Source organism: Methylobacterium sp. ME121, assembly GCF_000974725.1.
GTDB lineage: Bacteria > Pseudomonadota > Alphaproteobacteria > Rhizobiales > Beijerinckiaceae > Methylobacterium > Methylobacterium radiotolerans.
Window position 1 is genome coordinate 293,213 of the sequence record NZ_BBUX01000001.1, and the last position, 16,824, is coordinate 310,036.

At 70.0% G+C, this 16,824-nt stretch carries 14 protein-coding genes; 6 read left to right on the forward strand and 8 right to left on the reverse strand.

Annotation, left to right across the window (positions count from 1 at the left end):
* Nucleotides 1-113: 113 nt before the first annotated feature.
* Together ME121_RS01340 and ME121_RS01345 are read left to right on the forward strand one after the other, a co-directional pair.
* Nucleotides 114-2,327 (forward strand): argonaute/piwi family protein, encoded by a 2,214-nt coding sequence (locus ME121_RS01340; RefSeq protein ID WP_089230993.1) that lies wholly within the window; start codon nt 114-116, stop codon nt 2,325-2,327.
* Nucleotides 2,315-3,664, forward strand: coding sequence for a PD-(D/E)XK nuclease domain-containing protein (locus ME121_RS01345; protein WP_059408150.1), 1,350 nt, complete (start codon nt 2,315-2,317; stop codon nt 3,662-3,664). The genes ME121_RS01340 and ME121_RS01345 overlap by 13 nt, the downstream gene beginning before the upstream one ends.
* On the opposite strand, the gene ME121_RS33085 is transcribed toward ME121_RS01345, so the two are convergent.
* The 6 genes from ME121_RS33085 to ME121_RS01370 form a co-directional block, all read right to left on the reverse strand.
* On the reverse strand, nt 3,661-3,783 hold the full coding sequence (locus tag ME121_RS33085) for a hypothetical protein (RefSeq protein WP_280951349.1): 123 nt from the start codon (nt 3,781-3,783) through the stop codon (nt 3,661-3,663). The two genes, ME121_RS01345 and ME121_RS33085, sit on opposite strands and share 4 nt — an antisense overlap.
* A gap of 128 nt (nt 3,784-3,911) precedes the next feature.
* Nucleotides 3,912-6,356 (reverse strand): DNA topoisomerase (ATP-hydrolyzing) subunit B, encoded by a 2,445-nt coding sequence (gene gyrB / locus ME121_RS01350; protein ID WP_012317341.1) that lies wholly within the window; start codon nt 6,354-6,356, stop codon nt 3,912-3,914.
* 179 nt (nt 6,357-6,535) lie between these two features.
* The gene (locus ME121_RS01355; RefSeq protein ID WP_012317340.1) at nt 6,536-7,498 is read right to left on the reverse strand and encodes an aldo/keto reductase; all 963 of its coding nucleotides are present in this window, start codon (nt 7,496-7,498) and stop codon (nt 6,536-6,538) included.
* 5 nt (nt 7,499-7,503) lie between these two features.
* Nucleotides 7,504-8,148 carry an MBL fold metallo-hydrolase gene (locus tag ME121_RS01360; protein ID WP_012317339.1) on the reverse strand — a complete coding sequence of 215 codons (645 nt, stop codon included), beginning with the start codon at nt 8,146-8,148 and terminating at the stop codon, nt 7,504-7,506.
* Between the two features lie 89 nt (nt 8,149-8,237).
* A complete protein-coding gene (locus ME121_RS01365) occupies nt 8,238-8,621 on the reverse strand; it encodes a hypothetical protein (RefSeq protein ID WP_012317338.1) in 384 nt (127 codons plus the stop codon).
* A 65-nt stretch (nt 8,622-8,686) separates the two neighbouring features.
* Nucleotides 8,687-10,354 (reverse strand): alpha-amylase family protein, encoded by a 1,668-nt coding sequence (locus ME121_RS01370; RefSeq protein ID WP_059408152.1) that lies wholly within the window; start codon nt 10,352-10,354, stop codon nt 8,687-8,689.
* A gap of 156 nt (nt 10,355-10,510) precedes the next feature.
* On the opposite strand from ME121_RS01370, the gene ME121_RS01375 reads away from it, so the two are divergent.
* On the forward strand, nt 10,511-13,546 hold the full coding sequence (locus tag ME121_RS01375; RefSeq protein ID WP_059408154.1) for a penicillin-binding protein 1A: 3,036 nt from the start codon (nt 10,511-10,513) through the stop codon (nt 13,544-13,546).
* 28 nt (nt 13,547-13,574) lie between these two features.
* Nucleotides 13,575-14,636 carry a hypothetical protein gene (locus ME121_RS01380; RefSeq protein WP_024827733.1) on the forward strand — a complete coding sequence of 354 codons (1,062 nt, stop codon included), beginning with the start codon at nt 13,575-13,577 and terminating at the stop codon, nt 14,634-14,636.
* Between the two features lie 13 nt (nt 14,637-14,649).
* Here the strand turns inward: ME121_RS01380 and ME121_RS01385 are convergent, their stop codons facing one another.
* Complete coding sequence (locus tag ME121_RS01385; protein WP_059408156.1) at nt 14,650-14,868, reverse strand: hypothetical protein; 219 nt, start codon at nt 14,866-14,868, stop codon at nt 14,650-14,652.
* A gap of 268 nt (nt 14,869-15,136) precedes the next feature.
* Between ME121_RS01385 and ME121_RS01390 the strand changes: the two genes are divergently transcribed.
* Both ME121_RS01390 and ME121_RS01395 read left to right on the forward strand, forming a co-directional pair.
* Complete coding sequence (locus tag ME121_RS01390; protein ID WP_012317333.1) at nt 15,137-15,385, forward strand: hypothetical protein; 249 nt, start codon at nt 15,137-15,139, stop codon at nt 15,383-15,385.
* Between the two features lie 175 nt (nt 15,386-15,560).
* Complete coding sequence (locus tag ME121_RS01395; protein ID WP_012317332.1) at nt 15,561-16,199, forward strand: hypothetical protein; 639 nt, start codon at nt 15,561-15,563, stop codon at nt 16,197-16,199.
* 15 nt (nt 16,200-16,214) lie between these two features.
* Here ME121_RS01395 and ME121_RS01400 read toward each other — a convergent pair whose 3' ends face one another.
* Nucleotides 16,215-16,793, reverse strand: a complete 579-nt coding sequence (locus tag ME121_RS01400; protein WP_024827735.1) for a polysaccharide biosynthesis/export family protein — start codon at nt 16,791-16,793, stop codon at nt 16,215-16,217.
* Nucleotides 16,794-16,824 lie beyond the last annotated feature (31 nt).

Consider the following 16,824-nt stretch of genomic DNA (forward strand, 5'->3'; position numbering starts at 1 on the left):
GTGGCTACCGCGTATAGTGCGGCATGGCTTTCCGTCCCGGCGAAAGGGTCCGCCCGCAACTCGCCTTGAACGCGATCCGCGTCCTGACGCCTCCGGGTACGATCCCGGCTTCGGTGGTCCCGTTCGACCGTGCGCTGCTCCACGCCTACCTCGACCGGTCGGGGAACGACGTGTTCGCGACCCGGCACGACGGGACGGACATGGCGGTCGTGCCCCTCACCGCCGGGGCGAACCTTCCGACGGACACGATGGAACTGCCCGCGGCCGAGCACCTTCGGCTCGTGTCGGCGTTGACCCGCGAGGCGGTCTTCCGGCTGCTCGCGGCCTCCCCGGAGGCCGGCCTCCTGATCCGCAGGAGGCCGCCGACCGTCGCCGGAAAGCGGCAGAACGTCCTCGCCGAGGACGTCGGCCTGCCCGATTGGCTGAGGAAGCGGCTGGTCCTGGAGTTCGACACGCGCATCCTGCGGCCGACCCGGGGCGACGCTTACGTCGTCCTGACCTGCGCCAAGCGGCTGCGCACGATCATCGACGCATCGTGCCGGACGCTCCTCGAACTCGGCGTGCCGCTGACCGGCGCCGCGGTCTCGTCCTGGCGCGAGGATCCCGACCCGAAGGTGTCGCGGCGGCTCGCCTACGCGGGCCGCGTCGTCGAGGTCGGGCGGGACACGCTGACCCTGGACGATCACGGCGCCGGCCCCTCCGTCGTGTCGAGTGGGGAGGTCTTCCTCGAACCCACGCGCGCCAACTTCAACAAGGTGGTCGAGGTCATCACGCAGGGGCAGTCCGAGCGGGCGCTCAAGGCGGTCCAGAGAGCCGAGGCGGAGTGGCATGGCGGCGCGCGGACCATCGAGATCGTGCACGGGGTGCTGACCCAGCTCGGGAACCGGGCGATGGACCTGGCCGACGGCGTCCCGCTCCGTCTGGGAGGGCTGCTCGACCAAGCCGTCGACGCAGCCTCCTTACCGCCCGCGGAGGCCGTGTGGAGGCCGAAGCTGTCGTTCGACCCGGTCCGTTCGCCCGAGACCTCGAACGGCTGGAAGCAGCAGAGCCTCGACCGCATCGGACCGTTCGACCGGCAGACGTTCGAACCGAAGAGGCCGCGCATCGCGGTCCTTCACGAGGCCGGCCGCCGCGACGAGGTCGCCGCTGCAATGCGGGATTTCCTGCACGGCAGGCCCGACATCGCGAGCGAAACGGGCCTCGTCCCCCACGGCGGCGGGCTGCTCGGCCGGTTCAGGCTGGACGAGCCCGAGATCCGTTATTTCGAGGCCGCCGGTCGCAGCGGTCCGGCCTATGCCGACGCCGCACGGGCCGCCCTCAGGGATGCGGCGACGCGCGACGAACCGTGGGACCTCGCCATGGTGCAGGTGGAGCGGGCCCTGCAGGACCGGCCGCACGCCGATAGCCCGTACTGGATGAGCAAGGCGACCTTCCTCAAGCGGGACGTGCCGGTCCAGGCGCTCTCGACCGAGATGCTGGGCCTCGACGCGTTCGGGTACGCGAACGCGCTGGCCAACATGGGCCTGGCGACCTACGCCAAGCTCGGCGGCGCTCCCTGGCTGCTCGTCGCGCGTTCGCCGACCGATCATGAACTGGTCGTCGGGCTGGGATCGCACACGGTCAAGGAGGGTCGCCGCGGCCCCGGCGAGCGGTTCGTCGGCATCGCGACGGTCTTCTCCAGCCAGGGCCACTATCTCCTCGACGCCCGGACGGGGGCGGTTCCGTTCGAGGCCTTCCCTGCCGCGTTGAGCGACAGCATCGTCGACGCCATCGGGCGCATCGGCCGGGAGGAGGCGTGGCGTCCCGGCGATGCGGTGAGGCTCGTCTTCCACGCGTTCACGCAACTCAGCCGGGAGACGGTGCAGGCCGTCGAGACGGCGGTCGCGGGGATCGGGGCGATGAACGTGAGCTTCGCGTTCCTGCACGTCGTCGAGGATCATCCGTTCACGCTGTTCGACCGCGCCTGGCCCGACGGCAAGGGCGCCTTCGCGCCGGAGCGGGGGCAGGCGGTGCGGTTGAGCGAGCGGGAGTGGCTCCTCTCGCTGACAGGACGCAAGGAGGTGAAGTCGGCCTCGCAAGGCCTGCCCGGTCCGGTGCTCCTCCGCCTCCACGACAGCTCGACCTATCGGGACATGGCGGTCCTCGTGCGTCAGGCGTCGGATTTCGCGTTCCATTCCTGGCGCACGTTCGGGCCGTCCGGCCTGCCCATCCCGCTCGTCTACGCCGACGAGATCGCCAAGCAGCTGTCGGGCCTGGAGCGGACGCCGGGCTGGGACGCGGATGCCGCCGAGGGCGGTCGCGTGATGAGGAAGCCGTGGTTCCTCTGAGCGACGGGCCCGGCGTCGCCGACATCCGGGCCGGCCTCGCGGCCGCCTCCCGTGAAGGGGACGCGGCCCCCCTCGTCCAGGCCTTTCGGGCGTGGGTCCTCGGGGTCCCGGATCCGATGGGGGATCTCGCCGCGGCTGCCGCGGTGGCTCTCGGGTCGTCGGGTGGTCGCTCCGCCGGGCACGTGGCGATCCTCGGCTACGGCGCCACCGGCCCGGAACTTGCCGAGGCGTTCGCCGATACGTTCCGCGAAGGCGTCGCGTGGCTCGGCGCGCGGAGCTGGTTCAGGCCGCATCTGCCGCCGACCCTTGAGGCCGACGGATTGTCCGCCCTCGGCCTCGCGCTGGGCGTGAACCGCCTGCTCCACCGCCGCGATGCCGCGTGGCTCGGCGCGCTGGTGGTGCGCGGCGCGACGGCCGCGGGGCTTTCGGATCTCAACCGTTCCCTGATGGTCGCGGCGGCACACATCCTCGACGCGCCCGCCCGGCGCGACCTCGCGACGATGCTGCCGGAGGCACGGGTCGCGCTCGTCGATCTCGGCATCGTCCCGGCCGACGCGGAATGCCGGCGGCCCGCTTGGCGCAACGTGTTGCGCTTCGAGACCGCCATGGGAGATCCGGCGCGGGCGGCGCTGACCCTCCGGGCCTTCGACGCCTTGTGCGAGACCAACATGCCGGCCCGCCTCGGGCGTCTCGAACCGGAGGACGTCCTGCGGGTGCTGCAGGGCGTCGAGCGGTCGCTGCGGCTCTGGACCTGGGAGGAGCGACCGCGCACGCCCAGGTCACCACTGGTCCGTTGGGACATCGAGAACGAGTACCACGTCCAGAACCTGCTCTGGGCGACCTTGGCACCGCTTTTCCCCGACCTCAACGCGGAGGAGTACACGCCGCCGGTCGGGCACAAGAACCCTCGGATGGACCTGACCGTACCGAGCCTGGGCCTGGTCATCGAGGTGAAGTTCGTCCGGGCGGGCGTATCGTTCGCCAAGATCGTCGAGGAGATCGCGGCCGACGCGGCGCTCTATCGCGTGGACCCGAAATGGCGCGTGCTGATCCCGTTCGTCTGGGACGACTCGTTCCGCACGGAGGAGCACCCGAAGCTGATCGAGGGCCTCCGTAAGCTTGAGATGGTCCACGACGCGGTGGTGATCCCGCGCCCCGGCAAAATGGGGAGGGATGCCGGAGACCACATTCGTCCCGCGCGGACCGGAACCCGTCGCGCTTCAAAGGCGGGAGCACCCGGGATCGATGACATCGCACAATGCCCGGATTCCGAAGCATCCGAGTCCACGCCCCGGCGGGGCAACCGGCACGTCGGGGTCTTAAATTCCCGGACCTAGGCGATCCGTACCCCGAAGGCCTCGGCGGCCACGGCGCTCAGCAGGTAACCGCCTTCGAAGCGTTGGATGTCTGTCTCCCAAAGCACCAACGAAAGTTCGACGTTGACAGTGAAGAGCATCTCTGAATCAATGCTCTCACAGCTTGTTCCGGCCGGCGGATACGCCACCGGGGTCAGGCTTCTCAGTAAATCGGTCCAAATAATTCGCTTCTTGGGACATGCTTTACTGAGAAATTACAATGCACGCCTCAAACGTCCAGATTCGCGACGCTCAGTGCGTTCTCCTGGATGAACTCGCGCCGCGGCTCGACGACGTCGCCCATCAGCTTCACGAACAGGTCGTCGGCGTCGGTGACGTCCTTGACCCTGACCTGCAGCAGCGAGCGCACGTCGCGGTCCAGGGTGGTCTCCCAGAGCTGCTGGGCGGTCATCTCGCCGAGGCCTTTGTAGCGCTGGAGCTGCAGGCCCTTGCGGCCGAAGGCCATGACGGCCTCGAACAGGGCCACGGGCCCGTGGAGCACGGTCTCGTCGGACTTCCGCATGAGCGTGGCCGGCTCGCCGTAGATCTCCCGGAAGGCGTCGGCTCGCTCGGAGAGGCGCCGGGCCTCCTGCGAGGTGATCAGGCCGGCGTCGAGGATCGAGACCTGGCGGACGCCCCGGAGCGTCCGGCTGAGGCGATAGCCGCCCTCGAACGACTCGCCCTGCCAGCCGCGTTCGATCTCGTCCGCGATGGCGTCGAGCCGGCGGGCGGTCATGTCGGCCAGCACCTCGGCCTCGCCCGCCCGCGACGCCGCCTCGGCATCGAAGGCCCCGGCGAGCACCGCCTGCTCGACCACGGAGCGGTCGTAGCGGGTGTGCAGGCCCTGCAGGATGCTCCGGAACGTCCGGGCCTCCTCGACGAGGCTCTTGAGCTGCGCGCCGGCGAATTCCGCGCCGGATGAGAGGCGCAGGACAGCGCCCTCGGTGCCCTGGTCGATCAGGTAATCCTCGAGGGCGCGCTCGTCCTTCAAGTAGATCGCCCGGCGGCCGCGCTCGGCTTTGTAGAGCGGCGGCTGAGCGATGTAGAGGTGGCCGCGCTCGATCAGCTCCGGCATCTGCCGGAAGAAGAAGGTCAGCAGCAGCGTGCGGATGTGCGAGCCGTCCACGTCCGCGTCCGTCATGATGATGATGCGGTGGTAGCGCAGCTTCTCCGGGTTGAAGCCCTCCCGGTCCGTGGAGGAGCGCCCGATCCCGGCGCCCAGCGCCGTGATCAGGGTGCCGATCTCGGCGGAGGACAGCATCCGGTCGGCGCGCACCCGCTCGACATTCAGGATCTTGCCGCGCAGCGGCAGCACGGCCTGGAAGGTCCGGTCGCGGCCCTGCTTGGCCGAGCCGCCGGCGGAGTCGCCCTCCACCAGCAGGATCTCGCACTTGGTCGGGTCGCGCTCCTGACAATCGGCGAGCTTGCCGGGCAGCGAGGCGATGTCGAGCGCGCCCTTCCGGGTCACGGTCTCGCGCGCCTTGCGGGCGGCCTCGCGGGCGGACGCCGCCAGCACGACCTTGCCCATCACCGACCGCGCCTGGCTCGGATTTTCCTCCAGCCACGTGGACAGGCCCTCGTTGAGGACGTTCTCCACGGCCGGGCGCACCTCGGACGAGACGAGCTTGTCCTTGGTCTGCGACGAGAATTTCGGGTCCGGCACCTGCACCGAGATCACCGCGGTGAGGCCCTCGCGGCAATCCTCGCCGGTCAGCGAGACCTTCTCCTTCTTGGCGATGCCCGAAGACTCGGCGTAGCCGGTGACCTGACGGGTCAGGGCCGCGCGGAAGCCGGCCATGTGGGTGCCGCCATCCCGCTGCGGGATGTTGTTGGTGAAGGGCAGGACCGTCTCGTTGAACGAGTCGTTCCACCAGAACGCGACCTCGACGCGGATCCCGTCGCGCTCGGAGCTGACGACCACGGGGCTGGTCATCCCGTCGATCGGCTTGCGGGAGCGGTCGAGGTACCGGACGAAGGCCTCGATGCCGCCCTCGTAGTACAGCTCCTCGCGCTTCTTCTCGGCGTGCCGGGCGTCGGTCAGGACGATGCGGACGCCGGAATTGAGGAAGGCGAGCTCGCGCAGCCGCTTCTCCAGCGTCGCGTAGTCGAACTCGATCATCGTGAAGGTCTCGGTCGAGGGCAGGAAGGTGACTTCCGTGCCGCGCCGGCCGTTCCCGGGTCCGATGACCTCCAGGGGCGCCACGGCGTCGCCGTGGCGGAACTCCATCGCGTGCTCCTTGTCGTTGCGCCAGATGCGCAGGCGCAGCCACGACGACAGGGCGTTCACCACCGAGACGCCGACGCCGTGCAGGCCGCCGGAGACCTTGTAGGAGTTCTGGTCGAACTTACCGCCGGCGTGCAGCTGGGTCATGATGACCTCGGCCGCCGAGACGCCCTCCTCCTTGTGGATGTCCACCGGGATGCCGCGCCCGTTGTCGGAGACGGTGCAGGAGCCGTCGGCATTGAGGGTCACGGTGACGAGGTCGGCGTGGCCCGCCAGCGCCTCGTCGATGGCGTTGTCCACCACCTCGTACACCATGTGGTGGAGGCCTGAGCCGTCGTCCGTGTCGCCGATATACATGCCGGGCCGCTTGCGGACGGCGTCGAGGCCCTTCAGCACGCGGATGGATTCCGCGCCGTAGACGGCGGGCTCGGTCTGGGGGGTGTCGGCCATGAACTTCCTCGGGCAGGCGGGCCTGATCGCGGCGGTGGCAGATGCGCCGTCGGGCGCCCGCGCCTGAACTCTCGCTTGGTCCGCCTGATATAGGGGTTCCGCGTTGAGATTGCACGATTTTACGGGTCCGCGGTTGGCCCGTCCCGTCGCTTTTGTGACGCCCGCCGCTTAACGCTGCGTTAGCCCTCGATGCCGCCCGCGCTCGCCGCATCCAGGCGGTCGATCGCCTCGGGCGCGAGGGTCAGCCGGACGGCGCCGAGGAGCTCGTCGAGCTGCGCCACCGAGGTGGCGCTCGCGATGGGCGCGGTGATGCCCGGGCGGGCGATGATCCAGGCGAGCGCCACCTGGGCCGGGCTGGCGCCGCAAGCCTGCGCGACCGCGTCGAGGACGTCGAGCAGCGCGAGGCCGCGCGGGTTGAGGTACTTGGCCACCCGATTCTCGCGCGCGCGCCCCGCCGCGTCCCGGGCGCTCCGGTACTTGCCGGTGAGGAAGCCGGCCGCCAGGGAGAAATAGCCGATCACGCCGATCTGCTCGGCGCGGCAGAGCGGCTCCAGCTCGGCCTCGTAGCCGCGCTGGGCGAGGCTGTAATCCGGCTGGAGGCACTCGTAGCGCGGCAGCCCCGCTGAGGCCGCGATGCCCAGCGCCTCCGCGAGCCGCGCCGCCGTGTAATTCGAGGCGCCGATGGCCCGGACCTTGCCGGCCGTGATCAGGCGCTCGTGGGCCCTGAGGGTCTCCTCCAGCGGCACCGTCGCGTCGTCGAGATGCGACTGGTAGAGGTCGATCCGGTCGACCCCGAGGCGCCGCAGCGAGGCCTCGCAGGCCCGCTCGATATGGGCCGCCGAGAGGCCCTGGCCGGCCTCACCCAGATCCATGCCGACCTTGGTCGCCAGCACGATCCGGTCGCGCGCACCCGGCCGGGCAGCGAGCCACTTGCCGATCACCGTCTCGGACTCGCCCCCGACGTGGCCGGGGGCCCAGCGCGAGTAGACGTCGGCGGTGTCGATGAAGTCGAAGCCGCTCTCGACGAACCGGTCGAGGATCGCGAAGGACGCGGCCTCGTCGGCCGTCCAGCCGAAGACGTTGCCGCCGAGGCAGAACGGCGCGACCGTCAGGTCGGAGCGGCCGATGTGGCGCCTGTCCATGCGCGTCAATCCTGCAGGAAGGGGTTGGACACGCGCTCCGCGCCGAGGGTGCTGGTCGGTCCGTGGCCGGGAATGAAGGCGACGTCGTCGCCCAGCGGCAGGACCTTCTCCTTGATGGCGTGGATGAGCTGCTCGTGGTTGCCGCCGGGCAGGTCGGTGCGGCCGACCGAGCCCTTGAACACCACGTCGCCGACGAGGGCGAAGCGCGCGTCCCGGCTCACGAACACGACGCTGCCGGGCGAGTGGCCGGGGCAGTGGAGGATGTCGAAGGCGAGCCCGCCGACCGTTACGGCATCGCCCTCGTCGAGCCACCGGTCGGGTGTGACGGGTCGGGCGGCGCCGAGGCCGTAATTGGCCGCCGTCTCGGGCAGGGAATCGAGGAGGAACTTGTCGGCCTGATGCGGACCCTCGATCGGCACGCCGAGGCGCTCGCGCAGCTCGTCGGCGCCGGCGGCGTGATCGACATGGCCGTGGGTCAGCAGGATCTTCTCAACAGTGACGCCCTGCTCGCGGATCGCCGCCTCGATCCGGTCGAGATCGCCGCCGGGATCGACCACGGCGCCGACCTTGGTCGCGTCGTCCCAGATCAGGGTGCAGTTCTGCTGGAAGGGCGTCACCGGGATGATCCCGGCGCGTGGCGTACCTGGCATGTCGTCCCGCGTGTTGGCAGCGTCGCTCCCGACGCTCTCGGCCCGAGTCTACCGCAGAACGCGGGTGGGCGGCACCCTGTGCGAGACGCTCAGGCCACGTCGCCCCTGTGGCGGCGCAGTCCGTCGTGAAGCGCCAGCGTTTCGGTCATGCCGAGCGCCCGCGAGCTCCAGCGGGTCTCCACGGCGTTGACCTGCGTGAACCGGTCGTGGGACCGTCCGCCATAGGCCCCGAACAGGGTTTTCCCCGCCTCGACGGTCCCGTCGCCGCGCGCCGTCTCGTCCGGCCGGTCGATCCGGTAAGACGGCGTCGGCGATCGGCCGGTCACGCCGATCCGCACCCAGGCGTCGCCGTAATGCTTCTGGCACATCCGCATGGTGACGAGCACCTGGCGCAGGTAGTCCTCACCGTCGGCGAGGTCCGGCAGGACGTCGGCGATCGTCGCGTCCGGGGGGTAGTGCTTCGTCCGGGCCATGTCCCACCTCTCGGAGGTGTCCTACCGTGTCGGCCGGCCGAGGGCGAGCCGGGCCCCGGTTTCCCTCACGCCGGCCGCCGCTTCAGCAGCGCGTCGAGCCCGCCGACGCGGAACCAGTGGTAGCCGTACCCTTCCATGAACAGGCAGTGGCGGCCGTCCTCACCGACCTCGCTGCGCGAGCCGGTGAGCACGTCGACGAGGATGTCGTGCTCCGGATCAGGGGATCCCGACGCCATCGCGACCTCGACGGGCTCCGGCGCGAGGTTGTGGACGCACAGGATGGCGTTGCCGCGCCATTCGTAGCGCAGTGCCAGGACCGAGGGGCGCTCCGTCTCCATCGCGACGACGTCGCCCCAGCCAATCTCCGGCGCCTCCTTGCGCTGCCGGATCATGCTCTGCATCCAGTTGAGCAGCGAGCCCTCCTCGTGGCGCTGATCGGCGACGTTCACGTGCGCGTAGCTGTAGGGCCCGTGATCGATCAGCGGCAGCACGGTCCGTTCGGCCGTCGAGAAGCCGCCCTGGTGCTCGCTCGTCCACTGCATCGGTGTGCGGGCGCAGTCGCGCTCGGGCAATGCCAGCTCGTCGCCCATCCCGATCTCGTCGCCGTAGCGCAGGACCGGCGTTCCCGGGAGGGTGAACATCAGCGAGTAGGCGAGCCGGATGCGGCGCGGGTCGCCCGCCAGCATCGGCGCGAAGCGGCGACGGATGCCGCGGTCGTAGAGTTGCATCCCCTTCTCGGGGCCGAAGGCGTCGAACACGCTCTGGCGCTGCTTGCCGGTGAGGCGCCCCAGGTCGAGCTCGTCGTGATTCCGCAGGAAGATGCCCCACTGGCAGGAGAGCGGACGGGGCTTCGTCTGCTCGATCGCCTTGACCAGGGGCCGGGCATCGTGGGCCGCCAGGGCGTAGAAGGTCGCCTGATTGACCTGGAAATTGAACATCATGTGCATGCGGTCGGCGTCGTCGCCGAAATAGTCGAGGTCCTGCTTCGGCAGGATATTGGCCTCGGCCAGGATGATGGCGTCGCCCTGGCGCCACTGGAGGAACTCGCGCAGGTCGCGGAGCATCTCGAACTGCTCGCGAGGCTTGCCGCCGACATGGGCGCCCTTCTCGGCGATGACGAAGGGCACCGCGTCCATGCGGAAGCCGGAGACGCCGAGCTGGATCCAGAAACCCATGATCTTCAGGATCTCGGCGAGCACCTCCGGATTGGCGGTGTTGAGATCCGGCTGGAAGTTGAAGAAGCGGTGGAAGTACCACGCCTTGGCCTTCGCGTCGTAGGTCCAGGTGGTCTCCTGCACGCCCGGAAAGACCATGCCCTCGTCGGCGGTCGCCGGCCGCTCCTTCGACCAGACGTACCAGTCGCGGTAGGGCGAGTCCGGGTCGGACCGCGCCGACTGGAACCACGGGTGCTGGTCGGAGGTGTGGTTGACCACGAGGTCGATGAGGACGCGCAGGCCCCGCTGCTTAGCGGCGTGCGCGAAGGCGACGAAGTCTCCGAGCGAGCCGTAATCCGGATCGACGCCGTAATAGTCGGCGATGTCGTAGCCGCCGTCCTTCTTGGGCGAGGGCTGGAACGGCATCAGCCAGACCGCGGTGGCGCCGAGTCCCTGGATGTAGTCCAGGCGTCGCTCGAGTCCGGCGAAGTCCCCGATGCCGTCGCCGTTGGCGTCCATGAAGGTGCCGACCGACAGGCAGTAGATGATCCCGTTCTTGTACCACAGGTCGTTGATCATGGGCCCCCCGGCGTCGTCGCGCCTGACGAACGTGGGAGCCGGCCAAAGCGTTGCCGTTCGGCGTCACCTTAAATCAGCCGCGTTGTGCACGCCCTGTTCAGGCGCGCTCCCGAAAGGTCCGCGCCCGCCCCGTCGCGTCCCCCGAACCCGGCCCGTATGAACGCCATCCTGATCAAGCTGTTCGCGACTGCCCTGACGCTGAGCCAGGTCACGACACGGCCGGACGCGGTCCGGACGCAGTTCGATCCCGCGACGGACGGCCCGGAGGTGGTGCGCCTGTTGCGCGACGGCTGCGCCCACATGCGCAAGGCGTTCGACATCGAGGACATCAATCTCGATGAGTTGATCACCACCGCGATGGAGGATCCGTCGACGGTCGCCGGGCCGGCCGCGCCGAAGATCCTGCACGGGCTCGATCTGAACGAGCTGAACACGAGCTACAAGCAGTTCTGCAAGGGCGAGAACCCGGCGAACTCGCCCTTCGACGCGAAGGCGGTGATCGAGTTCTACGACAACGCCACCAAGGACCTGCCCAGCGCCGAGGCCCTGCGCGACAAGGCCCTGCCGGGCATGACCCGGATCCTCGACGGCGCCGGCAAGCCCTTCGCGGAGGCGTCGGAGCCGAACGGCCGCCGCATCGTGGTGCCGATCACCGCCGTCCCGAACCTCGTGCAGAAGGCCTTCATCGCCGCCGAGGACAAGCGCTTCGAGACCCATCACGGCATCGACGAGCGCGGTGTGATCCGCGCCTTCATCGCCAACCTCGCCTCGCCGGGGCGGCCTGCGGGCGGCTCGACCATCACCCAGCAGGTGGTCAAGAACCTCTCGGTCGGCGACGACGTCACCTACGAGCGCAAGATCCGCGAGATGATCGTTGCGTCGCGTCTGGAGCGCATCCTCACGAAGCCGCAGATTCTCGGGCTCTACCTCAACGGCATCTATCTCGGCCGCGGCGCCTACGGCATCGAGATGGCGGCGCAGAGCTATTTCGGGAAGCCGGTGGGACAGCTGACCCTGCCGGAGGCGGCGCTCCTCGCCGGCATGCCCAAGGGGCCGAACTTTTACAGTCCCGACAAGTATCCCGACCGGGCGCGGGAGCGGCGCGCCTACGTGCTCGCTCGCCTCAAGGAAGAGGGCACGATCACCGAGGCCGAGATGAACGCGGCGATCAAGGCCGATCTCGGCCTGAAGCCGATCGAGACCGCGCGGCGCGATTCCGGCTTCTACGTGGTGGACTTCCTCAACCGGGAGGCCCGCACCTTCGCGGGGGTGGATTCGCTGACTTCCGGCTCCCTGACCGTCCGCTCCACGATCAACGCGGGCCTGCAGCGCGCCGTCGAGGAGGCCCTGCAGGACGGCCTCGCCAACTACGAGCGCGGCACCGGCCGGCAGGTCTTCACGGGGCCCGAACTCAACCTCGCCGACAGCGTCCGCCGAATCCAGGCCGCGACCCCGGCACCGGAGGCCTCCGCCTCGGCCGCGCCGGCCGTCACCGGCGCGCGGCCGGAGGCCGCGAAACTCGACGCCAAGCCGGACGCGAAACCGCGCCGCGGTGAGAGGGTCGCGGCCGTGCCGCAGAAGAAGCCGGCGTGGCTGCTGGCGCTGGAGAGCGCCCGCCCGGTGCTCTACGACGTCCACTGGCCGCTGGCGGTGGTACTGGAGACCGGCCGCGGCGGCACGAAGGTCGGCCTGGCCGACGGCCGCACCGCCTTCCTCGACCCCGGCATCGCCCGCGGAAAGCTGCAACTCTACGACGTGGTCCGGGTGAAGATCAGTGCCGGCAAGGGCGGCCCGCGCGCGCAGCTTCGCGTCCGGCCGACCGTCCAGGGCGCGGCCCTGGTGATGGAGAACCGGACCGGCCGGATCCTCGCGATGGCCGGCGGTTTCTCCTATCCGCTGAGCCAGCTCAACCGGGTCACCCAGACGGTGCGCCAGCCCGGCTCGACCCTGAAGCCGCTGACCTATCTCGCCGCGCTCAACGGCGGGCTGCAGCCGAACACCCTGGTGATGGATTCCGCCGTGACCCTGCCGCCGATCGGTGGGACCGGCGATTCCTGGTCGCCGAAGAACTACGAGGGCGGCGGCTCGGGGCCCACGACCCTCCGGCGCGGCCTCGAATTCTCCAAGAACCTCGTCACCGCCCGGCTCCTCCAGGGCGGGATCGCCCCGAAGGCGCCGGCGAGCCTGAAGCGGGTCTGCGATATCGCCCTCGAGGCGCAGATATACGCCGAGTGCGAGCCCTACTATCCGTTCGTGCTCGGCGCACAGCCGGTGCGGATGCTCGACCTCGCGGGCTTCTACGCGGCGGTGGCCAACGAGGGCGCGCGTCCGGCCCCCTACGCGCTCGAGTCGGTCGAGCGGGACGGCAAGCCCCTCTACACGCACGCGACCAAGGAGCCGGTGCGTATCGCGTCGGCGGACCGCGTGGCCTTCTACCAGCTCAAGACCATGCTGCAGGGCGTGACCCAGCACGGCACCGCCGCGGCGCTCGCGAAGGTCTCGGCCTACGTCGCGGGCAAGACCGGCACCTCCGAGAACGAGAACGACGCGTGGTTCGCCGGGCTGACCAACGAGATCAGCGTCGTGGTCTGGGTCGGCTACGACAACGCCGACGGCACCCGCAAGACGCTCGGCCGCGGCCAGACCGGCGGCCACGTCTCGGTGCCGATCGCCTCGGCGATCCTGCAGGCGGCCTGGGCGAACGGCGTCGCCAAGACGCCGCTGCGAGGCCCCTCCCCCGAGGCGCGCCCGTTCATCGCCGACCTGCCGATCGACCCGCGCAGCGGCGTGCGGGTCGCGGGCGGCGGCTTCCTCGAGCATTTCCGCACCAGCGGCGACGGGCAGATGGCGGACACGCAGTACCGCCTCGTGCCCCGCGAGACGCTCTACGCCATGCGGCCCGACGCGCAGGACGGCGATCTCGCGGGCGCCGACGACGGCGCGAGCGTCGCCGGCGACTACTACGGCAACATGACCGGCGAGCGGCCGCGATCCGACTTCCTGGATCCGTTCGGCGAGCGTCCCGCGCCGCGCAGCCGCCGCGCGCAGGGCGATGTGGATCTCTACGGGCAGGATCCCTACAAGCCGTGGCCGGGGCAGACGAGTCGCTCGCCTTTCGGCGGGGATGACGACGTGCGCCGCCCGCGCCGCCGCGATCCCGACTACCTGTTCGGCGAAGACCCCGGTTACTGACAGCCCTCCCCGACAGACGAGAATCCCGTTGCGCCAGCAGCTTCCCGCGGCCCTGGCGGCCGCCCTCACGGTCGCGCTCCCGGCCACCTCGGCCCGCGCTCAGACGCCCGCCGCCAACACCGCCCCGGCGCCCGGGCCGGAGCGGATCAAGGAGGTGCCCTCCGTCACCGCCGTCGATCCGGCAGCGATCAAGCCGGGCCAGATCCTGTTCACCGACCACCGCGACAACCCGTCGGCGCCGGAGAACGGCCTGATCCCGTATCTCGACTGGCTGAAGGCGCGGCCGGCCGAGGCGGCGGCGCTCGCCCCCTATCCCGGCTACAAGGAGCCGGACTACACCGTGACGGTGAACGGCGTGACGAAGCCGCGGCACGAGACCCTGAAGGTCTACGTCGCCGAGGGACGCTTCGTCGTCCCGCGACCGCCCGAGGCGATCGACCTCCAGGCCTTCGCCAACCTCGCCTTCGTCCAGAAAATGGATCCGGCGATCAAGCACCACACCCTGGCGGTCGCCGACGTGACGCCCAACAAGGATCCGGCCGCCGCCTTCGCCAAGCGGCCCGACCGTGCGTGGTGCGAGGGCGCGGGCGCCTGCATCGAGTCGCGCTACGACCTGGAGGGCAAGCTGCCGCTCGGCGTGAAACTCGCCAACAAGCTGGAGGAGGGCTCGGCCAAGAAGATCGCCGAGTTCGTCTCGTTCCAGAGCGAGCTGCGGGTGCTCGGGCCGGACCAGGGCGACCGGCTCAGGGCGCTCACGAAGATCGATACCGCGGTGACCGGCGGCCTGGAGCAGACGATCTTCTGGGTCAACCAGATCCTGCGCTTCGGCAAGTTCCTGGCCGTGCTCCAGCCGATGCCGAACGACCCGACCAAGACGGTGGTCACCGCCTACATGGCGCTGGCGATCAAGGGCGACGTGCTCGACCGCAAGGCAGAGTACGCCCGCGTGCCCGTGCTCAAGAACCTGCTCCCGGCGCAGGTGCTGATGGGTAATTCCAGCTTCAACACCGGCAATTCCATCAGCGCCGGCCTGCCGGTCTACGCCCGCAACCGGATCGCCACATTCGCGGACGCGCTCACCAAGCGGTGACGCGCCGCGCGCCTCACATTCCGCGGTTGCCGATCGTCGGCAGCGTCGGCTGGGTGTAGGCGCGGTTCACGTCGCGGCGGGTCTGCGTGCCGTTGGTGTTCCGGGACGCCCGGTAGTTGTCGAGGTTGAAGGTCTCGGCGAGGCCGCTGCGGGTATCCGGGCCCTCGCTGGTGGTGCAGGCGCAGAGGCCGCCGAGGGTCAGCGCGGAGAGGGCGAGAAGGGTCAAGCGCATCGTCGATCCTGAATGCGGGCCGTGGCCGGGCCGTACCCGGCGAGGGCCGGACCGAACCCTCACGGGGCGTCTGGCGGCATGGTCAGCGCGGCGGAGCGTCCGTCAAGGTCGCGCGCAAGATGTAAATCGGTTCTGCCGTCTCCGATGCGCAGCGGCCACGGAAAATGCACCACACGTCGGGATTGCGGCGGATAGGGGCGGTCATTCGTGTTGAGTCCGGTCCTCGCCCCCTGGCGAATCCCGGTCGTTTCGGGCGACAACCCACGCGATGAGCAACGTCTTGCCCTTCCGTCCGCGCCCGACCGTCACGCGTCTCGCTCGCTGCGAAGTTGTGACCGTGGCCGGTGATCTCCTCGCCCTGCTGGAGCAGCTCGAGGATGTGAGCGCCCGCGCCGCCGCGATGGGGCGTCCGGCGATCGAGGTCGAGCGCACCGTGCAGCACCTCCTGGATGCGGTGAGCGCCGTCGAGCGCGCGCTCGACTGCATCGGCGAGGGCGAGCAGTCGGCGCCGGGCTAGCCCGCGTTCTCCGTGCCCAAACGCGCCGCGATGGCGTCGTCGGAAGCGTCGAATCCTGCACCATCGGGCCACTGCCCGTCGTTCCTGAGCAGACTCTAAATCATCCGGAACCCTCCAGTACGCCTTGCGGTTGAGGGTCGGATGCTCACGTCGGGCGTCGGTTCCGGAGGGTGCTATGAGGCTTCGCACGAGCAGCTTGCTGGCCGTCATGGCGGCCGGCGGTCTCCTCGCCGGAACGGCGATGCGCGCCCAGGCCGCGGAGGTCGGCTTCCTCGAGATGCTGTTCGGCGCCCGGCCGCCCGCCCAGCAGGCCCAGCCGGCCCCTGCCCCGGCGCCCGCCTTCGAGGGCCGCGCCTTCGGCCGCCACGCCACCCCGCGGCTCGGGGCGGCGCGCCGACGCTTCCAGACCCGCTACGCGGCGCTCCCGCTCAAGATCCGCGTGAAGGAGCGGGAGATCAGCGAGCGCCAGACGCCTATCGACATGAAGGCCGGCGCGACGGCGGCGCTCCTCAAGGATGAGACGCTGCGGCCCGGTGACATCGTGGTTCTGAATACCGGTGCCCGGGTCTTCACCGGGAATCCCGAGAAGCGCCACGCGATCCGAGACTTCGAGCCGGTTCAGAACTCGCGCTTCGTGAGCCGGGGCACGCGGAAGGTCCTGGCGGGCCTGTTCACGCCGGTCGGTGCGGTGCCCGCGCAGGAGGCGCGCCGGATGATGGCGCGCGCGCGTCAGCCGATGCCCGAGGTGGCGACGCCGATCCCGGCGCAGAAGACCGCCATGCGGGTCATCAACCCGTGGCAGAGTGGCCAGTGACCGTCGGGGCGCCGCTCAGAAGAATCGTTCCTTGATGACGATCGTGTCGCCCGGTCGGACCGCGTAGGTCATCGGCACGATCCCGGAGATCAGCGAGCCGCCGGCATCGCGGGTCAGGACAGCGTAGTCCCGCGCGGCCCGGGGGCCGAAGCCGGCCGCGATCGCGACCGCCGTCTCGACGGTCATGCCGTTCACGAACGGGTACTGGCCGGATGTCGTGACCTCCCCGAGGATGTAGAACGGCCGGTAGGCGTCCACCTCCACGGTGACGTGCGGCTCGCGCACGTATCCGGCGGCCAGCTTCGTCTCGATCGCCTTGGCGGCCTGCGCGGTGGTCTGGCCGCCGACCTGCACGGTCCCGATCAGCGGCATGGCGATGCGCCCGGCGCCGTCGACCGCGTAGATGTTGGACAGGTTGTCCTGGCCGAACACGATCACCCGCAGCTTGTCGCCGGCCGCCAGCGTGTACCGCGCCGCGATCGAGCCCGTGCCGGTGGCATCGAGCTGATCGGTGCGGAAGCTCGGTCGCAGGCAACCGCCGAGCGCCAGAGTCGAGCCGAGTGCGAGGAGCAGAGCGCGCCGGTTCATCACCATCGCCGTCATGGATGCAGTTGCGGGATGATCT